Source organism: Aeromicrobium terrae (genome assembly GCF_008039565.1).
GTDB lineage: Bacteria > Actinomycetota > Actinomycetes > Propionibacteriales > Nocardioidaceae > Aeromicrobium > Aeromicrobium terrae.
The window spans coordinates 289,979-307,027 of sequence record NZ_VDUX01000002.1 but is presented as its reverse complement, the minus strand read 5'-3'; the positions used below and the strand labels follow the sequence as shown (position 1 = coordinate 307,027).

Genomic DNA, 17,049 nt, shown 5'->3' with positions numbered 1-17,049 from the left:
AACCGCCGCGCTGGATCAGCGCGTACGGTGCGTCCGGTAGTCGACGACCTGCTGGAACGTCGGCCGGTTCTGCCAGTCGATCGGCCGCACACCCACGACGCCGCCCACGGTGGGCCGGATGTAGTCGATCGACTTGTCGTAGGTCAGAGCCGACGGGCTGGTGACGCCCTGCGCCTGCTCCGCCCGGTCGACCGCGGCCGCGAGCGAGGCCCGCAGGTCCGCGCGGCAGGCCGCGAGGGAGCCGTCGCCACAGAGGCCGAACGAGTACGGCGACGCGACCGGCTTCCCGAGCAGCGTGCGCAGGTCCTTGTCGATGTAGCTGTACCAGGGCGAGCCGAGCCACGACGAGCCCTGGCCTGCTCGCGGGTGGTCGTCGAGGGACTGCGGCAGCGCCTTCGCGAGGTCGGCACCGAGGCCGCCGGCCGCGAAGTCGTACGCCAGCGCGTTGTCGCCGTCCTGCCACCAGGTGTCGAAGATCCGGATGGCCGCCTGGTGGGCGTAGGAGCCGGTGCGGTCGTAGTCGACGCGGTGGGCGCCGTCGTCGTACCAGTCCTGCAGCAGCCCACGGGCCTCCGCGGTGGCCGGGTCGTCTCCGATGACGTCGAGCAGCTCCGGCAGGAGCTCCTTGGCCCGGAGGTCCTCGGTGGCCGCGTCCTCGACGATGCCGGCGAGCCCGGCCCGCGAGACGTCGCCGCTCGCGATGGCCGTCTCCACGCGCCGGCTCAGGGCCAGCGAGCGGTGCACCGGTCCGTCCGACCAGTTGTCGTCAGCGGCTGCGAACCCGTGGGCGGGCTTGTTGTTCCAGCTGGCGAGGTACCCGCTCGGCGGGTTGATCTGCTTCACGTGCCCGCTGAACGGCAGCCAGCCGGACGGGTCGTACTTCGCGTCGCCCCAGCGGGGGAGGTCGGTGTCGGTCTCGTCGGACCGCACCGGCAGGCGGCCGGAGGAGTAGTACGCGATGTCCTGGTCGTCGGCGTAGAACCAGTTGAACGTGTAGTCGATGCCGTCGGCGGCCTTCTGGAACGACGCCGCGTCCTTCGTGAAGCCGGGGTCGTTGAACCGCGAGAAGCCGAGGATCGACGCGGCCTCGCGCCCGTAGGTGCTGCGCTCCAGCACGATCGCCACGGGCACGCCGCCCACGGTGGTGCGGGTCTGGACGATGCCGTGGTGGGTGCGCCAGACCTGGAACTTCAGGGTCTTCGGGGCGGTGGGGGCGGTGATGTTGGGGATCACCGTCTCCTTGTGCAGGTTGTACGTCATCGGGACGCACTCGCCGTCCTTCAGGTACGACGTCGACTTCACCGTGGCCTTGCTGCCGTCGGCGTTGCAGAGCCGCTCGGCGACGGTGTCGACGTTGTCGCTGCCCGCGCTGGTGGCCGACCACGCGTAGTCGAGGCCGTGACCGAGCTCGACCACGAGGTTCGTGCCGGCGAACGAGACGCCGCGCGCCATGACACCGGGGCCCATCAGCACCTGCTCGTTCAGCAGCTGCGGGTTGTAGTAGCCGGTCTGCGGGCCGAACACCGCGAGCGGGTGGCCGGTGGACGTCTTTGACGCGCCGACCAGCAGCGCGTTGCTCATGCCGTTCGTCCGGAAGAGCGACGTCAGGTCGATGGCGCTGCCCGGCGGCTTGGTCTCCTTGGGCGGGGCCGGGATGCCGGTGAGCCCGAGACGCAGGGCGTCGAGCAGCGTCTCCAGCGACGTGGTGCTGCCCGCGTCGTCGCCGGTGCCGCTCGCCGTGGGGCCGTCGAGGTCAGGGATCGCGACGCCGGGCTTAGTCGGGTCGAAGGCGTCGGTGTCGTACGGGAACGACGTGGACGCGGTGGTGGGTGCCTCGGCGTCGTCCTTCTGCGTGAGGCTGGTGAAGATCTCGCGAGCCTTGGTGGCGCCGAACTTCTTGACGAGCTTGTCGTAGTAGATGCCGTTCGCGAACTCGTGGCCGCCGCCCTTGCCGAAGATGCCGCCGACGAGCGACGCGACGTAGGTGAGGTCGGCGCGCGTCCACGGGGTCGGCTTCTTCTGCAGCGCCAGGTACTCGGCCGGGCAGTCCGCGCCGACCGGGAGCAGCAGCGGGCACATCCGCTTCTGGGCGGCGTTGATGCCGGCGATGTAGGCGTCGGCACCGCGCAGGAGGCGCTGGCCCTCGGCGCCGTTCTCGTCGGCGATGACCTGCAGCTGGTCCTCCGCCTCCTTCGGCGTGTAGTACGACGTGCGGAGCTGCTCGCGGTCCATCGCGATGTTGCCCTCGGTGCCGCCGACGAACTCGGCGCCGCGGCCCGCGCCGAGGTGGCGCAGGGCGTCCATGAGGAACATCCGGTCCTGCGTGCCGGCGAACCCGGCACCGAACATCGTGTCCTCGTAGGTCTTGCCGGTGATGTACGGGACGCCGAACTGGTCGCGCTGGATCGTGACGCCGGCCTTGGGCCGCGTCGTGCTGACGACCTTCTCCGGCACGAAGCCGGCCTTCTTGTAGTCCTTGTCGATGACCGCGTCGGTGATGTCGGCCGGCCGGTGCTTGGCGAGGTCGTCGTACATCTCGAGCTGGTCGGCGAAGTTCTTGGGCGCGTTCTTGCCGTCCACGGCGACGCGGCCGAGCGGGTCGCCGAGCAGCACGCGCACGAGCTCGAGCGCGTTGATGGAGCCGGCCTGGCCGGCGGGCACGACGTTGCGGACGCTGCCGTAGGAGTCGGCGGTGGCCGGGTCCGGCACCGTGTCCGCCCCTTGAGCAGGGAGTGCGGAGACTCCCAGTGCCACGACCCCGATCAGACTGACTGCTGCGGCACGACGCACGGACGACTCCTTGCTCCGATGTTGCATCGTCCAACGATGCGACCGCGCCGAACGTTACTCCTGGAAGTACTGGACGAGACAGAACTCGTGGTCCTCGGGATCGGTCATCGTCACCACCACGCCCTCGTCGTAGTCGTACCGGGCGCCGGTCCAGCGGCCGCCGAGTCGCTCCACGGTGGCGATGCCGTCGTCGATGTCGTCGACCCGGACGTCGAGGTGCAGCCGCGTCTTGCCGACCTTCGGCTCCGGGACCTGCTGGAACGTGAGCCGGGGGAGCAGATCGTCACGCGACCCGACCGTGGCCCAGCCGGGACCGTCCATCTGGTCGGTGATCGGCCGGTCCAGGAGCCGGCTCCAGAACTCGGCCAGTGCGTCGGGGTCGCGGCAGTCGATCGTCACACCGACCAAGGACGTCGTCATGGGGTCAGTCTGCATCGCCGCGTCCACAGAAGGGCGGCCTCACTCTTCCCCAGAGCCCGCGAATACGGCAGGATCACGCACAGCCACATCGGGGAAGGCCATCGGGGGATGGAATCAGCTGCTCTGAGCGCTGACGCGCTCGACCTGTCCGAGCGCGTCCGCGCGCTGGTGCGGGAACGCCGCATCGACCCACGCCACGAGGCCGACGCCGTGCGCAGCATCGCGCTCGACGTCGTCGCCGAGCACGAGCGCCGCAGCCTCACCGGCGCGGTCCGCTCCATCGAGGAGCCCGACCTCGTGGTCGGCCAGATCGTCGCCGACCTCTCCGGCTTCGGGCCGCTGCAGACCTACCTCGACGACCCCACGGTCGAGGAGATCTGGATCAACCAGCCCGAGCGCGTGTTCGTCGCGCGCGACGGCAAGCACGAGCTCACGTCCACGATGCTCACCACGGGGCAGGTGCGCGAGCTCGTCGAGCGGATGCTCTCCAGCTCCGGGCGGCGGCTCGACATCAGCCAGCCGTTCGTCGACGCGATGCTGCCCGGCGGCCACCGCCTGCACGTCGTGCTCGAGGGCATCAGCCGCGACTTCGCCGCCGTGAACATCCGCAAGTTCATCGCCAAGGCGAACGGCATCGAGGACCTCGTCGACCTGGGCACGCTCGACGACCACTCCGCCACGTTCCTCGCCGCGAGCGTGCTGGCCGGGCTGAACGTCGTCGTCTCCGGCGGCACGCAGGCCGGCAAGACCACGTTGCTGAACTGCCTCGCCGGCGCGATCCCGGGCGGGCAGCGCATCGTCTCGGTGGAGGAGGTCTTCGAGCTGACCTTCCACCACCCCGACTGGGTGGCCCTGCAGACCCGGCAGCCCGGGCTGGAGGGCACCGGGCAGATCGACCTGCGCGCGCTGGTCAAGGAAGCCCTCCGCATGCGGCCGAGCCGCCTCGTCATCGGCGAGGTGCGGTCGGCCGAGGCACTCGACCTGCTGCTCGCCCTCAACGCCGGGCTGCCGGGCATGGCCAGCATCCACGCCAGCTCGGCCCGCCAGGCGCTGGTGAAGCTGTGCACGCTGCCGCTGCTGGCCGGGCAGAACATTGGCGCCGACTTCGTCGTGCCCACGGTCGCGTCGTCCGTCGACCTCGTGGTGCACACCGCACTCGAGCCCGGCGGAAAGCGCCGGGTCCGCGAGATCATGGCCGTCACCGGGCGCGTCGAGAACGGGATCATCGAGACCGAGCCGGTCTTCCTCCGGCGCGACGGCAGCCTGCAGCGCGGCCACGGCACCCCCGCCCGCCGCGAGCCCTTCGAGACGGTCGGCATCGACCTGGAGGAGGTCCTGTGGGCGCCCTGATCGGTCTGGTCATGGGCGTGGGTCTCGTGCTGGTGGTGTGGGCGTTCGGCGACCCCGAGTGGGAGCCGGCCCCGCGACGCCGGGTCGGCGGTCCGGCCGCGCTGCTGGCGCGGGCCGGGCTCACGGAGGTCGCACCGCGCAGCCTGCTCGGCCTGTGCCTCGGCGCGTTCGTGGTCGGCTCGTTCGTGATGCTCGGCATCTCCGGGGTGGCCGCGATCGGTCTGGTGTTCGGAGCCTTGGCGGCCCTGCTGCCGATCGCCATCCTCCGCGGCCGGGCGGCGCGTCGGCTGCGCGAGTACGCCGAGCTTTGGCCGGACGCCGTCGACAACCTCGCCTCCGCCGTCCGGGCCGGCCTCTCGCTGCCAGAGGCGCTGGCGCAGCTCGGTGAGCGTGGGCCGGTCGGCCTGCGGGAGCCGTTCATCCGCTTCGGTCGCGACTACCAGGCCACGGGGCGGTTCGAGGAGTCGCTCGACCTGCTCAAGGTCCGCCTCGCCGATCCGGTCGGTGACCGGGTCGTCGAGGCACTGCGCATCGCTCGCGACGTCGGCGGTGGCGACCTCGGCCGCATGCTCCGGTCGCTCTCCGGCTTCCTGCGTGACGACCTCCGCACCCGCAACGAGCTCGAGTCGCGCCAGTCCTGGACGGTCAACGGGGCGCGCCTCGCTGTCGGCGCACCGTGGCTCGTGCTGCTCGCGATGAGCTTCCAGCGCGACGTCGTGGAGCGGTACGCCACGCCGACCGGAGCCGTGGTCCTGTCCGTCGGCGCGGTCACCTGCGTCGTCGCCTACCGCCTGATGCTCTGGATCGGTCGCCTCCCCACCGAGCGAAGAGTGCTCGCATGATCGGAGCCGTCCTCGGTCTCGCCCTCGGCAGCGGACTCGTCCTGATCGCGTCGGGGTGGCACCGCGCGCGTCACCCGGCGCTCGACCTCCGCGTGGTGCCGTACCTGCGCGACATCCATCCGTCGGCCGACCCCGTCCGCCGGCGCGGCGCGCTCGGTGCCCTCGTCGGACCGATGTTCTCCACGGCCGCGCGGTCGGTCGGCAACCTCGTCGGTGGCAGCGCGAGCGTGCAGCGTCGCCTCGTCCGTCTCGGCGGCACCACGACGCTCGAGGAGTTCCGGGTCCGTCAGCTCGTCTGGGGCTGCGCCGGGTTCACGGCCGCTGCCGTCCTGTCGACGGTCGTCTGGTCGTTCCGTGGCGGCAACGTCCCGGCCCTGCTCGTCGTGTGCGTGGTGGGCTTCCTCCTCGGCGTGCTCGGGTGCGACAACCGTTTGTCCGCCGCCGTCCGGGCCCGGGAGGACCGGATGCGCGAGGAGTTCCCGGTCGTCGCCGACCTGCTCGCGCTCGCCGTCGCGGCAGGGGAGGGCCCGGTCGCCGGCATCGAGCGCATCCTGCGGGTGATCCACGGGAGCCTCAGTGAGGAGCTCGCCCGGCTGCTCGCCGACATCCGCACCGGCACGCAGGTGTCCACGGCGTTCGACGCGCTCGCCGCGCGCACCGGGGTGCCGAGCATCGCCCGGTTCGCCGAGGGCGTCGCCGTCGCGGTCGACCGCGGCACCCCGCTCGTCGACGTCCTGCACGCACAGGCGGCCGACGTCCGGGAGGCCGGCCGCCGCGACCTGATCGAGACCGGTGGCCGGAAGGAGATCGCGATGATGGTGCCCGTCGTCTTCCTGATCCTCCCGGTCACCGTCGTCTTCGCGTTCTTTCCGGGCTACATCGGACTGCACCTGGCGTCATGAGAGAGGGAGACAAGGATGAGGACGTATCTGCACAAGCGGCGTGACGAGCGGGGCGACGTGCCCGGCTGGGTGATGATCACCGTGATGTCGGCCGGACTGGTCGCCATCCTCACGGCCGCCGCAGCACCGCAGCTGCGCACGATGCTCACGAACGCGCTGTCCGCCGTCGGCGGCTGAGCGACCCATGAAGGAGCGAGGCTCGGCGGTCGTCGACTTCGTCCTCGTCATGCTCGTGCTCGTCCCGCTGGTGCTCGGCATGGTGCAGCTCGGACTGGTGCTGCACGTCCGCAACACGCTGACCGCTGCCGCGACCGAGGGCGCTCGTGCCGCTGCGCCGATCGACGCCGACCCCGCTGCGGGAACGGAACGGACCCGGCAGGAGATCCGCGAGTCGCTCGCCGATCGGTACGCCGCGGACGTGCGCGGCGTGTTCACGACGGTCGACGGCGTGCCGGCCAGCGAGGTCGTCGTGCACGCCAAGGTGCCCGCGCTCGGACTGTTCGGCCCGTCGGTCGGGCTCACGGTCACCGGGCACGCCGTGCGAGAGGTCGCCCCGTGAGAGAGCGAGGAACGGCGACCGTGGAGTTCGTCTGGATGGCGCTGCTCCTTCTGGTCCCGTTCGTCTACGTCCTGCTGGCCGTGTTCGACACCCAGCGGGCGTCGTACGCCGTCGCCGCGGCCAGCCGTTCGGCCGCTCGTGCATACGTGCAGGCACCCGACCCGGCTGTCGCGGCAGCGCACGCCCGGGTGGCCGCGCGCGTCGCGCTCGCCGACCAGGACGTCGAGGCCGACGTCGACATCACGTGCCTGCCCAGTCCGTCGTCGTGCCTCGAGCCGGGATCGTCGGTGCGGGTGGTGGTGCACACGGTGCAGCCACTGCCGCTCACGCCGTCGGCCCTCGGCGACCAGATCGGCGGCATCGCCGTCGACAGCACCCACACCGAGCCCTTCGGCTCGTACCGGGCGGCGCGTTGATGAGGGAGCGGGGCACCGTGACGGTGATGACCGTCGGCTTCCTGGTGCTGGTCGGGCTGCTCACCGTCGTGGTCGTCGACGCGTCGGACGCGTTCCTCGAGCGACAGAAGCTGCACAACCTCGCCGACGGCGCGGCGCTCGCGGCTGCCGATGCGCTCGACGAGGACGGCTACTACGCCGATCACCGGATCCGGTTGGACCCGTCCGACGCCCGCCGCCTCGTGGGCGACTACCTCTCCGGTGAGGCCGTCCGTCTCGTCGCGGTCCGAGCGGACGCGGACTCCGTCAGCGTCCGTCTCGAGCGCGATCTCGATCTCGCCATCACGCCGCCGGGCTGGGAGGAGAGTGCCACGATCGTCTCCGAGGCGACGGCGCGACTCAGACCTGCGAGCCCGTGAGGGTCGACTCGAACGATCGTGACCAGGCGTCGGCGCCCAGCCGGCTGAACGTCGCGCGGGCCTTCTCGGCGTAGGGAGCGGCGTCGTCGGCGCGGCCCTGGCGGGTCAGCCAGGTCGCCAGGTCGGCCTGGGCTTGGGCGGCCCAGGGCTCCGAGCCCCACGCCTCGGCGCGGTTGAGTGCCTCGCGCAAGGTGGCCTCGACGGTCTCGCCCTTGCCGTCGTGGGCGTCCAGCCAGGCCTGCATCCGCAGTTGTTGCGACAGCACGCCGTGCGGCGGCCGCTCGCGGCGGGTCGGGTCGATCATGTCGAGGACCGCCCTGAGGCGGTCGTGGTCGCCGAGCTCCTTGAGCAGCTCGGTGGCCACCGCGAACACCAGGCAGAAGTCGTCGAACACCCCGCTGAACGCGTACATCTGCTCCGCACCGGAGACCGCGAGATCCGCACCGGCTGCAGGGTCGGACTCGGCCTGGGCGAGACCCGTGACGAGGGTGTGGACCGCCCGGACGGCCGGGTCCTGCTCGATGGTCTCCGGCGGTGTCGTGTCGGCGTCCCACCTCAGTCCACGGGCACGGAGGATCAGCGCTCGCACCAGCTCCTGGAACGGCGCCTCCAGGGGCTGGACGAGGTCGTCGTCGATCATGTCCAGCGCGGCGTCCCAGTCGCCCCGGAACACGTCCGCCTGCAGGGCGTTGATGGTGGCGCTGCTGACCCACGTGCGGTCGCCCACCGCTGCGGACACCCGCGTGGCTTCGCGCCCATAGGCCTGGGCGCGCGCGACGTCGGACGGGTTGAGGTCGGCGTTGAGATTCAGCAGAGCGCGGCCCAGTGCCCGGTTCTCGTGGATCTCGCGCGCGACGTCGACGGCAGCGCCCAGCAGCTGGTGGCTCACCCCGTGGAGCCCGATGCGCACGAAGTGCACGGACAACGCGTTGTAGCTGTCGACCATGGCCGGTCCGTCGTCGAGGTACTCCGCGAGCCGGGCGTACTCGATGGCGTAGTGGAGCAGCTCGCTGCCGCCGTTGCGGACGAACCCGTTGGTCAGGGCCCGCAACAGCTCCATCTCCGCCTCGGGTGCGTCGTCGAGAGCACGGACGACGTCGTAGCGCGCGGTCGCCAGGGTGCTCGCCTCGTCGAAGTCGCCCTTGGCCACGAGTGCGGTCGCCCAGACCGCGGCCGCGGACCCGGCCGAGGCGACGTCGCCGAGCCGGTCGAACGTCTCGGTCGCGTGCGCCGCGTGGTGGAGTGCGCGTTCCTCGTCGCCCGAGCGGTCGAGCTGGCGGGCGAGCTCCTTCTCGATCACCGCACCCAGGACCTCGTCCGTGCAGCGGGACAGAGCGGCGTCGAGGTGCGAGGCCGCTTCCGACGGCGCGCCCAGCGCACTGGCCCTGGCCGCCGCCTCCTGGAGGGTCTCGATGGCTCGGCCCGTCAAGGCCGGGACGTCCGGGGCGTCAGGAACTGCGTCGATGGCCTCGAGCAAGTGGCTGGCGACGACGGCGGCATGCTCGACGGCGGCGTTCTCCTCCGCCTGCAGCACGTCGACGAGGGCCAGGTGACCGGCTTTGCGGTCGTGCCGCGACAGGGTGCCGTACGCGACCTGCCGCACCGCGCCCTGCACGAACTGGTACCGGCCGAGGTCGGTGCTGAACCGGCTCGACTCCTGCCGCAGGATCTCCAGCCGGATCAACGCGTCGAGCACGGCGTCGACGTCGCCGACGTCGGGGGAGAGACCCGCGATCTCGTCGCGGGTGAACGCGCCGCCGAAGACGCTGGCACGGTCGACCACGCGGCGCTGCTCGGGCTCCAGGGTGTCGAGGCGCGCGGCGATGAGCGCCTGCAGCGAGGCGGGGGCGCCGAGGGACTCCAGGTCGAGGCTGTCGGGATCGGCGAGCACGTACTGGCCGGCGCGCGGCACGACGACATCGCGGTCGATCAACGACCGGACCGTCTCGACCGCGAACAGCGGAACGCCCTCGCTGCGGGCCACGAGTGACGAGCGGGCGTCGTCGGGCAGGCCGGCGACGAGACCGTCGAGCAGCCGCTCCATGTCGGCGTCGGGCAGCGCCTCGAGGTGCAGAACCGTGGCGCGGCGGTTGGTCGCGAGCGCAGGGCTCTGCTCGAGCAGGCCCGGGCGGGTCAGCATCAGGACGAGGCACGGGAACGTCCCGACGGCCAGCAGGTACTCCAAGAACTGCAGCAGGCTGTCGTCGGCGTGCTGAGCGTCGTCGATGACCAGCACGACGGTGTGCTCGTCCTCGCCGACGCGCTGCAGGAACGTCGTCCACGCCGAGAACAGGTCCTCGCGTGCGAAGCTGCCGACAGCGCTGATGCCGAGCAGCGCCTCGAGCCGTGGCCGGATCCACTGCCGCTCCTCGGCGTCCGGCACGTAGCGGTCGAGACCGAGGTCGAGCAGTGTGCCCGGGTCGTCGTCGGGGTCGTCGTCCGGGCGCAGCGACTGCAACCGGGCGCGGATCGCCTCGGCCAGCGCGTAGTAGGCGACGCCCTCGCCGTAGGCCAGGCAGCGGCCGTTGTGCCAGCGGGCGACGTAGGTGAGCCCGTCGACGTACTTCTCGAACTCCCACGCCAGGCGGGTCTTGCCCGAGCCCGCCTCGCCGTCGACGACGAGCAGCGCGGGACGGCGGCTGTCCTCGGCCCCGTGGAAGACCTCCTTGACCAGCCGCAGCTCGCGCTCGCGTCCGATCAGGGGCGCCTCGAGTCCGTCGGCGCGCTGGGCTCCGCCGACGCCGGCGACGACGGCGCGGACCGCCCACAACGGCACCGGGTCGGCCTTGCCCTTCAGCTGGTGGCTGCCGACGTCGACGTACGAGATCGCCGACGACGTGAGCAGACGCGTGGTCTCGTCCACCCAGATCTGGCCGGGCGCTGCGGCCGACTGGACCCGCGCCGCGGTGTTGACGGCGTCGCCGGCGACCATGCCCTGCGCCTCGGCGCCGACGGTCACCGCGACCTCTCCCGTGACGATCCCCACGCGCATCGCGAGGTCCGGGATGCCGAGGTCGACGCCCATCGCCTCGATCCGGTTGACCAGCTCCAGCCCGGCGCGCACCGAGCGTTCGGCGTCGTCCTCGTGCGCGGTCGGGACGCCCCAGACCGCCATCACGGCGTCGCCGATGAACTTCTCCACGGTGCCGCCGTAGCGGTCGATGATCTGGCGGCACTCGTCGAAGTAGCGGGTCAGGAGCTCACGCACGTCCTCCTGGTCGCGGGCCTCGGACAGGCTGGTGAAGCTGACGAGATCGCCGAACAGCACGCTCGTGATCCGTCGCGACGCGGCGGCGGGTGGCGGCGCGCCCCGGGCCGGCACCCCGCCCTGGGCAGCACCACACTCGGAGCAGAACTTCGCGTTCGGCGTGAGGGTCGCGCCGCACGTCGCGCACGCCGGAGCGGCCAGGCTCGCTCCGCACTCGGAGCAGAACTTGGCGCCCTCGGGCTGGCCCGCGGCACCGCACTCCGCGCAGTTCACCTGCTCAGGATGACGTAGCGGGATCTCACCCGTCCCGCGATTGACTACTGTGGCGCTCAGGAGGGCTGATGACCACAGACGACCAGAAGGCCAAGTTTCGCGAGGCGCTGGAGAAGAAGCAGCAGCGCCACCACGCCAGCGCCGAGGGCGCCGACCACGACGGCAGCGAGAAGTCGCACGGCGCCGACAAGCCGATCGAGGTCAAGGAGTTCCGGCGCAAGAGCGTCTGAGGTCGATCGCGCGACCCGACCGAAGTCGCACCGATCGGTGGCCGATCGGCCGATGATTCCGGGGTGCTCCGCGCCTAGCGTCGGAGCATGGCCGAGAAGACGCCGCAGCGGTTCGACCTCGAGGTCGACGGCACGACGCACCACGTCGAGGTGGTCGTCGGCGCGTTCCGCCGCACGGTCAGGTGGTTCGTGGACGGCGAGCTCGTGGCGACGAAGACGTCCTCGGAAGACTCGCTGCGCGTCCCGTCGGGCACGGATCTCGGCGACCTGGGCGTCCGGTTCTCCGGTCTCGGGAAGCCACGGCGAGCCACCTGGTACCCCGACGGCGCCGGGCCGAAGGAGCTGATCGGGGTGGGCGGCATCGACCTCGACCCCGAGCCGGGCTCGCCGGCGGCCCGTTTCGAGGACCGCGTCCGGGCGCACCCGCGGCTGTACGCGCTCCAGCAAGGAGGCGGTGGCGTGCTCAGGATCGCCGTGCCGCTGCTCATCGCCGCCGTCGTGGCGCGCTTCGCGGTCAAGCTTCCCTGGCCGGACGTCTCGATCCCCACGCCCGACCTCGACCTGCCGTCGATCCCGCTGCCCGACTGGCACGCCCCGGACTGGCTGACGTCCACCGCCAACGCCCTGAGCTACGCCTGGCCGCTCCTCATCGCGATCGCCATCGCAACAGCCGAGATCCGCCGCCGCCGCACGCAGGACCGGCTCCGCGAGGAGCGTCGCTCAGGCCAGAGCGGCGCGTAGCTTCTCGCCGTACTGGGCGGCCTCGCCGTCGTCGTACTTCGTGCGCGGCCAGAAGAACCCGCGGAGGCCGTCGCCCTTGGTGCGCGGGACGACGTGGACGTGCAGGTGCGGGACGCTCTGCGAGACCACGTTGTTCATCGCCACGAACGTCCCCTGGGCGCCGAGCGCCGACGTCATCGCCGCGGCGACGCGCTGGGCGGTGGTGAACAGGGGCACGACGAGCGGCTCCGGGAGGTCGAGGAGCGTGTCGACGTGCTCGCGCGGCACCAGCAGGGTGTGCCCCTTGAACACCGGCCGCACGTCGAGGAACCCGACGACGTCAGGCTCGTCGAGCACCACCTCGGCGTCGGCGGTCCCGGCCACGATGTCGCAGAACAGGCACATGTCGGCATCCCACCACACGCTGGGTAGTCTCGTCGGGTGGCGACGACCGATTTTCCCGAGCGGCTCAAGGAGCTCGGAGTCACCCTGACCTCCATCGAGAAGGTCCTCGACCTCGACGCCATGCGCGCCGAGATCGCGGAGCTCCAGGAGCAGGTCGGGGCCCCCGACCTGTGGGACGACCAGGCCAACGCGCAGCGCGTCACCGGCCGGCTCTCCGCCCTGCAGGCCGACCTCGAGCGCGTCTCTGGTCTGCGCCAGCGGCTGGACGACGTCGAGGTCCTCGTCGAGCTCGGCCAGGACGAGGGCGACGCCGACTCGCTGGCTGAGGCCGAGGCCGAGATCGCGAAGCTGGCCACGGCCATCGAGTCGCTCGAGGTCCGCACGCTGCTGTCCGGCGAGTACGACGAGCGCGACGCCCTGGTGTCCATCCGCTCCGGCGCCGGCGGCGTCGACGCGGCCGACTTCGCCGAGATGCTGCAGCGGATGTACACCCGCTGGGCCGAGCGCCACAACTACGCGGTCGAGGTCTACGACACCTCCTACGCGGAAGAAGCAGGCATCAAGTCCACGACCTTCGCGGTCAAGGCGCCCTACGCGTACGGCACGCTCTCCGTCGAGGCCGGCACGCACCGACTCGTCCGCATCTCACCGTTCGACAACCAGGGCCGCCGGCAGACGTCGTTCGCCGCGGTCGAGGTCGTCCCGGTGCTGGAGGAGACCGACGAGATCGACATCCCGGACGAGGAGATCCGCGTCGACGTCTACCGCTCGTCCGGGCCCGGCGGGCAGAGCGTCAACACCACCGACTCGGCCGTCCGCCTGACCCACATCCCGACCGGTGTCGTGGTCAGCTGCCAGAACGAGAAGAGCCAGCTGCAGAACAAGGCCAGCGCGATGGTCATCCTCAAGGCCAAGCTGCTCGCCCTGAAGAAGGCGGAGGAGCGGGCCCAGCTCGACGAGCTGCGCGGCGACGTCCAGGCGTCCTGGGGCGACCAGATGCGCAACTACGTGCTGAACCCGTACCAGATGGTCAAGGACTTGCGCACCGATCACGAGACCGGCAACACCCAGGCCGTGCTCGACGGCGAGATCGACGACTTCATCGAGGCCGGCATCCGCTGGCGGCGCGGCCAGGAGAACTAGTCAGCTACTCGCCGGGCCCGGACGTGTCGACGTGCTGAGCCAGGTACTGCTGCAGACCGACGCGCGCAATGGCGTCGAGCTGGCTCTCGAACCAGTCGGCGTGCTTCTCCTCGTCGCGCACCATCTCCTCGAACACCGCTGCGGTGCCGTGGTCGCCGAGGTCGTGGCACTCCTGGGCCGACGCGTTGAACTGCGCGACGGCCGCCTTCTCGCTGGCGAACGCCAGGTTCAGCATCTCCTCGGCGTCCTCGCCGATCTGGATGGCGCCGAGCTTCTGCACGTTCGGGTGGCCGTCGAACATCAGGATGCGGTTGATGAGGTCGTCGGCGTCCTTCATCTCGTCGATCGACAGGTCGTAGAAGATCGAGCCGAGCTTGGACAGGCCCCAGTTGTCGAGCATGCGGGCGTGCAGGAAGTACGTGTTGGTGACGGTCAGCTCGAACGTCAGCGCATCGTTCAGCAGGGCGACGACACGGGGATCAACTGGCTGCACGGACGGCCTCCTCGGCGACGGGCTGGGCGTGCTGCTCATGCTGGCACACGACCTGTCGGACCGAGAAGTAGCAGGTGCCGCAGCTCTGGGCGGCCCCGGTGCGCCGGCAGACCTCGCCGACCGTGCGCGCGCCACCGATCATCGCCTCGGCGATGTCGCCGGAGGTGACGACTCCGCAGTGGCACACGATCACGCCGTGAAGGTTAGCCTGCCCTCACTAGATCGGGCAACTGTGTGTGAGGCGCATCATGGATCGATGGACGTAGCCGCCGCGTTCCGCACCGTCGACCGGGGTGACTTCCTGCGCCCGGCCGACCGCGGCAACGCCGGCTACGACGGCCCGATCCCGATCGGCCACGGCCAGACCAACTCCCAGCCGCGCACCGTGCGGGCGATGCTCGTGCTGCTCGACGTCCGGCCCGGTCACCGCGTGCTCGACGTCGGCAGCGGCTCGGGCTGGACCACCGCGCTGCTCGCCCATCTCGTCGGTCCGGAGGGATCGGTGCTGGGGCTCGAGCGCGTGGAGGACCTCGTCACGTTCGGCGCGGAGAACCTGGCCCGCTACGACGTGCCGTGGGCGTCGATCCGGGCCGCCGACCCGGACCGGCTCGGCGCGCCCGACGAGGCGTCGTTCGACCGGATCCTGGTGTCGGCCTCCCCGCGCAGCCTGCCAATGGAGCTCGTCGACCAGCTCACCGACGACGGCATCCTCCTCGTCCCCGTCGGCGCGACGATGACGCGCGTGCGGCGAACCGGGCCCACGGCGAGCGACGTCGAGGTCAGCACCCACGGGGCGTTCAGCTTCGTGCCGCTCGTCTGAGCAGGTAGAAGAAGTACGGACCGCCGATCAGGGCGGTCAGCAGGCTGACCGGGAGCTGCGCCGGCGCCATCACGGTGCGCCCGACCAGGTCGGCCACCACCATCAGGGACGCGCCGAGCAGCGCGGCCACCGGGATCACCAGGGCGTGCCGCCGGCCGACCAGCGTGCGCGCGGCGTGCGGGGTGACGAGTCCGACGAACGTCACCAGGCCGATCGCGGCGACGGACGTCGCGGTGAGCAGGACGGCGCACGCGAGCAGCCCGAGCCGTGCGAGCGGCAGCCGGACGCCCAGGACGCGTGGGGTGTCGTCGTCGATCGAGACGAGGTCGAGGTGGCGGTACCCGAGCACGGCCGCCGGGATCAGCGCGGCGCAGGCGACGGCCAGCGGCACGAGGTGCTCGAACGAGCGCCCGTAGGTGGAGCCGGACAGCCAGGTCAGCGCCTTCGACGCGTTGTACGGGTCGGTGGTGACGATCATCAGCGTCACGAGGGCGGTGGCGAGGAACGCGACGCCGACGCCGACGAGCACGAGCCGGTCGGTCGCGAACCCGCCGCGGGCAGCGAGCCCGAACACCAGCGCCGCCGCGAGCAGCGCGCCGGCACCGGCGGCTCCCGCGAGGACCCAGAAGGACGCGGTCGGCACGGCCGTCACGACGACCACCGCGCCGACCGCCGCGCCGCCGGAGACCCCGATGATGGCCGGGTCCGCCAGGGCGTTGCGGGTGACGGCCTGCGTCATCGTGCCCGCGACGGCCAGGGCGACACCGGCGAGCACCGCCGCGACGACCCGTGGTGCCCGGGCGTCGAGGACGGCGGCGACCAGTCCGTCGGACCGGCCGGTCAGCCACTGCACCAGGTCGCCCAGCAGGAAGGTGGCGTCACCGACGAGCAGAGCGGTGGCGATCAGGGCGGCCAGCACGAGGGTGAGGCCGGCGATCAGGAGGTACGGATGGGTGGTGCCGCGACCCCGGACGTCGAGGTCGTCGCTGCGGGTGCCCAGCCGCTGGGCCCGGAGCCGGAACGCGAAGCCGATCATCAGCAACCCGCCGAGCAGCGATGTCATGATCCCGGTGGGCACCATCACGGCTCGTTGGGAGCCGATCATCGCGCGCACGACGACGTCGGCCGCGAGCGTGATGGTGATGCCGACGAGGGCGGTGACGGGCAGCAGCACGCGGTGCCGGTGCAGCCCCGGCACGCGCCCGACGACCAGGCGGGTGAGGCCCGGCGCGACGAGCCCGACGAACGCGATCGGGCCGGCGACGGTCACGGCCGCGGCGGACAGCAGGACGGCGAGCATCAGGACGATCAGCTGCGTCTGCCGGACGGGGACGCCGAGCGCCCGCGCCTCGTCGTCGCCGAGGGACAGGACGTCGAGCCGGCGGACCATGAGGGTCAGCGCGGCGATCGCCACGAGCACCACCGGCAGCATCGCCGTCACGGTGTCGAAGCTGTTCTGGCTCAGCGAGCCTGCTTCCCACGCGTGCAGCCCGCGCGTCTCGAGCGGGTTGAGGATGAGGAAGGTCGTCGCGACGGACCTCAGGACGAGAGCCACGACGGTGCCGGCCAGCACGAGCCGCACGGTGCCGTACTCCGTGCCGGCCAGGCCGAGCACGAGGGCGGCGCCCAGCAGCCCGCCGGCGAAGGCGAGACCCAGGTCGCCGAAGAGCGTCGCGCCGAGGCCGAGCCCGCCGGCGGCGGCGAGGGCGACGAAGGCGCCCGCGTTCACCGCGAGCGTGTCGGGCGACGCGAGCAGGTTGCGGCTCATCGACTGCATCACGCAGCCGGCGACGCCGAGCGCGACGCCGACGAGCGCGCCGGCCGCCAGGCGTGGAAGCCGCGAGTCGATCACGACTGCGGCCGTCCCGGAGTCCGACCGGCCGAGCAGCCACGAGACGAGGTCGCGCACGCCCACGTCGGCCGTCCCTTGCACGACGTGGGCGGCGGCCACCACGACCACGAGGCCGAGGAGCCCCACCACCAGCGACAGGAGTCGCCAGGTGGCCGCCGGCGTCTCCGTCGGCACGTCACGACGGACGGCGGTGGTGGTGGTGGTGCGATCCTCGACCAGGGTCATCTC

At 71.7% G+C, this 17,049-nt stretch carries 18 protein-coding genes; 11 read left to right on the top strand and 7 right to left on the bottom strand.

What is annotated here, in order from left to right; translation table 11 throughout:
- Positions 1 to 15: 15 nt before the first annotated feature.
- On the bottom strand, positions 16 to 2,754 hold the full coding sequence (locus FHP06_RS05065; protein ID WP_147684417.1) for a penicillin acylase family protein: 2,739 nt from the start codon (positions 2,752 to 2,754) through the stop codon (positions 16 to 18).
- A 90-nt stretch (positions 2,755 to 2,844) separates the two neighbouring features.
- The gene (locus FHP06_RS05060) at positions 2,845 to 3,210 is read right to left on the bottom strand and encodes a VOC family protein (protein ID WP_147684415.1); all 366 of its coding nucleotides are present in this window, start codon (positions 3,208 to 3,210) and stop codon (positions 2,845 to 2,847) included.
- A gap of 108 nt (positions 3,211 to 3,318) precedes the next feature.
- Here FHP06_RS05060 and FHP06_RS05055 point away from each other — a divergent pair, with 108 nt between their 5' ends.
- From FHP06_RS05055 to FHP06_RS05030, 7 genes are read left to right on the top strand one after another with little or no spacing between them, the layout of a single operon-like run.
- Positions 3,319 to 4,560, top strand: a complete 1,242-nt coding sequence (locus tag FHP06_RS05055; protein ID WP_147684413.1) for a CpaF family protein — start codon at positions 3,319 to 3,321, stop codon at positions 4,558 to 4,560.
- Positions 4,548 to 5,402: a type II secretion system F family protein gene (locus FHP06_RS05050; RefSeq protein ID WP_147684411.1), complete on the top strand. Its 855-nt coding sequence runs from the start codon at positions 4,548 to 4,550 to the stop codon at positions 5,400 to 5,402. Before FHP06_RS05055 ends, FHP06_RS05050 begins: the two co-directional genes overlap by 13 nt.
- Complete coding sequence (locus FHP06_RS05045) at positions 5,399 to 6,304, top strand: type II secretion system F family protein (protein ID WP_147684410.1); 906 nt, start codon at positions 5,399 to 5,401, stop codon at positions 6,302 to 6,304. Before FHP06_RS05050 ends, FHP06_RS05045 begins: the two co-directional genes overlap by 4 nt.
- A 15-nt stretch (positions 6,305 to 6,319) precedes the next feature.
- Positions 6,320 to 6,481, top strand: coding sequence for a hypothetical protein (locus tag FHP06_RS15910; protein ID WP_187271787.1), 162 nt, complete (start codon positions 6,320 to 6,322; stop codon positions 6,479 to 6,481).
- A 7-nt stretch (positions 6,482 to 6,488) separates the two neighbouring features.
- Positions 6,489 to 6,863, top strand: a complete 375-nt coding sequence (locus FHP06_RS05040) for a TadE/TadG family type IV pilus assembly protein (RefSeq protein WP_147684408.1) — start codon at positions 6,489 to 6,491, stop codon at positions 6,861 to 6,863.
- A gap of 20 nt (positions 6,864 to 6,883) precedes the next feature.
- A complete protein-coding gene (locus FHP06_RS05035; protein WP_230973410.1) occupies positions 6,884 to 7,279 on the top strand; it encodes a hypothetical protein in 396 nt (131 codons plus the stop codon).
- Between the two features lie 17 nt (positions 7,280 to 7,296).
- Positions 7,297 to 7,677, top strand: coding sequence for a pilus assembly protein TadG-related protein (locus FHP06_RS05030; protein ID WP_187271786.1), 381 nt, complete (start codon positions 7,297 to 7,299; stop codon positions 7,675 to 7,677).
- On the opposite strand, the gene FHP06_RS05025 is transcribed toward FHP06_RS05030, so the two are convergent.
- Positions 7,658 to 11,158 carry an adenylate/guanylate cyclase domain-containing protein gene (locus FHP06_RS05025; RefSeq protein WP_147684402.1) on the bottom strand — a complete coding sequence of 1,167 codons (3,501 nt, stop codon included), beginning with the start codon at positions 11,156 to 11,158 and terminating at the stop codon, positions 7,658 to 7,660. The genes FHP06_RS05030 and FHP06_RS05025 overlap by 20 nt on opposite strands.
- A gap of 68 nt (positions 11,159 to 11,226) precedes the next feature.
- Between FHP06_RS05025 and FHP06_RS15905 the strand changes: the two genes are divergently transcribed.
- Both FHP06_RS15905 and FHP06_RS05020 read left to right on the top strand, forming a co-directional pair.
- Positions 11,227 to 11,388: a DUF5302 domain-containing protein gene (locus FHP06_RS15905; protein ID WP_187271785.1), complete on the top strand. Its 162-nt coding sequence runs from the start codon at positions 11,227 to 11,229 to the stop codon at positions 11,386 to 11,388.
- Positions 11,389 to 11,475: 87 nt separating this feature from the next.
- Positions 11,476 to 12,129 carry a hypothetical protein gene (locus tag FHP06_RS05020; RefSeq protein WP_147684401.1) on the top strand — a complete coding sequence of 218 codons (654 nt, stop codon included), beginning with the start codon at positions 11,476 to 11,478 and terminating at the stop codon, positions 12,127 to 12,129.
- Here the strand turns inward: FHP06_RS05020 and FHP06_RS05015 are convergent.
- Positions 12,109 to 12,513 (bottom strand): HIT family protein, encoded by a 405-nt coding sequence (locus FHP06_RS05015; protein ID WP_147685026.1) that lies wholly within the window; start codon positions 12,511 to 12,513, stop codon positions 12,109 to 12,111. The two genes, FHP06_RS05020 and FHP06_RS05015, sit on opposite strands and share 21 nt — an antisense overlap.
- A 36-nt stretch (positions 12,514 to 12,549) precedes the next feature.
- Here FHP06_RS05015 and prfB point away from each other — a divergent pair, with 36 nt between their 5' ends.
- Positions 12,550 to 13,656 (top strand): peptide chain release factor 2, encoded by a 1,107-nt coding sequence (prfB, locus tag FHP06_RS05010; RefSeq protein WP_147684399.1) that lies wholly within the window; start codon positions 12,550 to 12,552, stop codon positions 13,654 to 13,656.
- A gap of 4 nt (positions 13,657 to 13,660) precedes the next feature.
- Here the strand turns inward: prfB and bfr are convergent, their stop codons facing one another.
- Together bfr and FHP06_RS05000 are read right to left on the bottom strand one after the other, a co-directional pair.
- Positions 13,661 to 14,149: a bacterioferritin gene (gene bfr / locus FHP06_RS05005; protein WP_147684397.1), complete on the bottom strand. Its 489-nt coding sequence runs from the start codon at positions 14,147 to 14,149 to the stop codon at positions 13,661 to 13,663.
- Positions 14,136 to 14,342 carry a (2Fe-2S)-binding protein gene (locus tag FHP06_RS05000; RefSeq protein ID WP_147684395.1) on the bottom strand — a complete coding sequence of 69 codons (207 nt, stop codon included), beginning with the start codon at positions 14,340 to 14,342 and terminating at the stop codon, positions 14,136 to 14,138. The genes bfr and FHP06_RS05000 overlap by 14 nt, the downstream gene beginning before the upstream one ends.
- Positions 14,343 to 14,405: 63 nt before the next feature.
- Between FHP06_RS05000 and FHP06_RS04995 the strand changes: the two genes are divergently transcribed.
- Positions 14,406 to 14,969 carry a protein-L-isoaspartate O-methyltransferase family protein gene (locus FHP06_RS04995; RefSeq protein WP_147684393.1) on the top strand — a complete coding sequence of 188 codons (564 nt, stop codon included), beginning with the start codon at positions 14,406 to 14,408 and terminating at the stop codon, positions 14,967 to 14,969.
- Here FHP06_RS04995 and FHP06_RS04990 read toward each other — a convergent pair.
- The gene (locus FHP06_RS04990) at positions 14,947 to 17,046 is read right to left on the bottom strand and encodes an iron ABC transporter permease (protein ID WP_147684392.1); all 2,100 of its coding nucleotides are present in this window, start codon (positions 17,044 to 17,046) and stop codon (positions 14,947 to 14,949) included. The genes FHP06_RS04995 and FHP06_RS04990 overlap by 23 nt on opposite strands.
- Between the last annotated feature and the right edge of the window lie 3 nt (positions 17,047 to 17,049).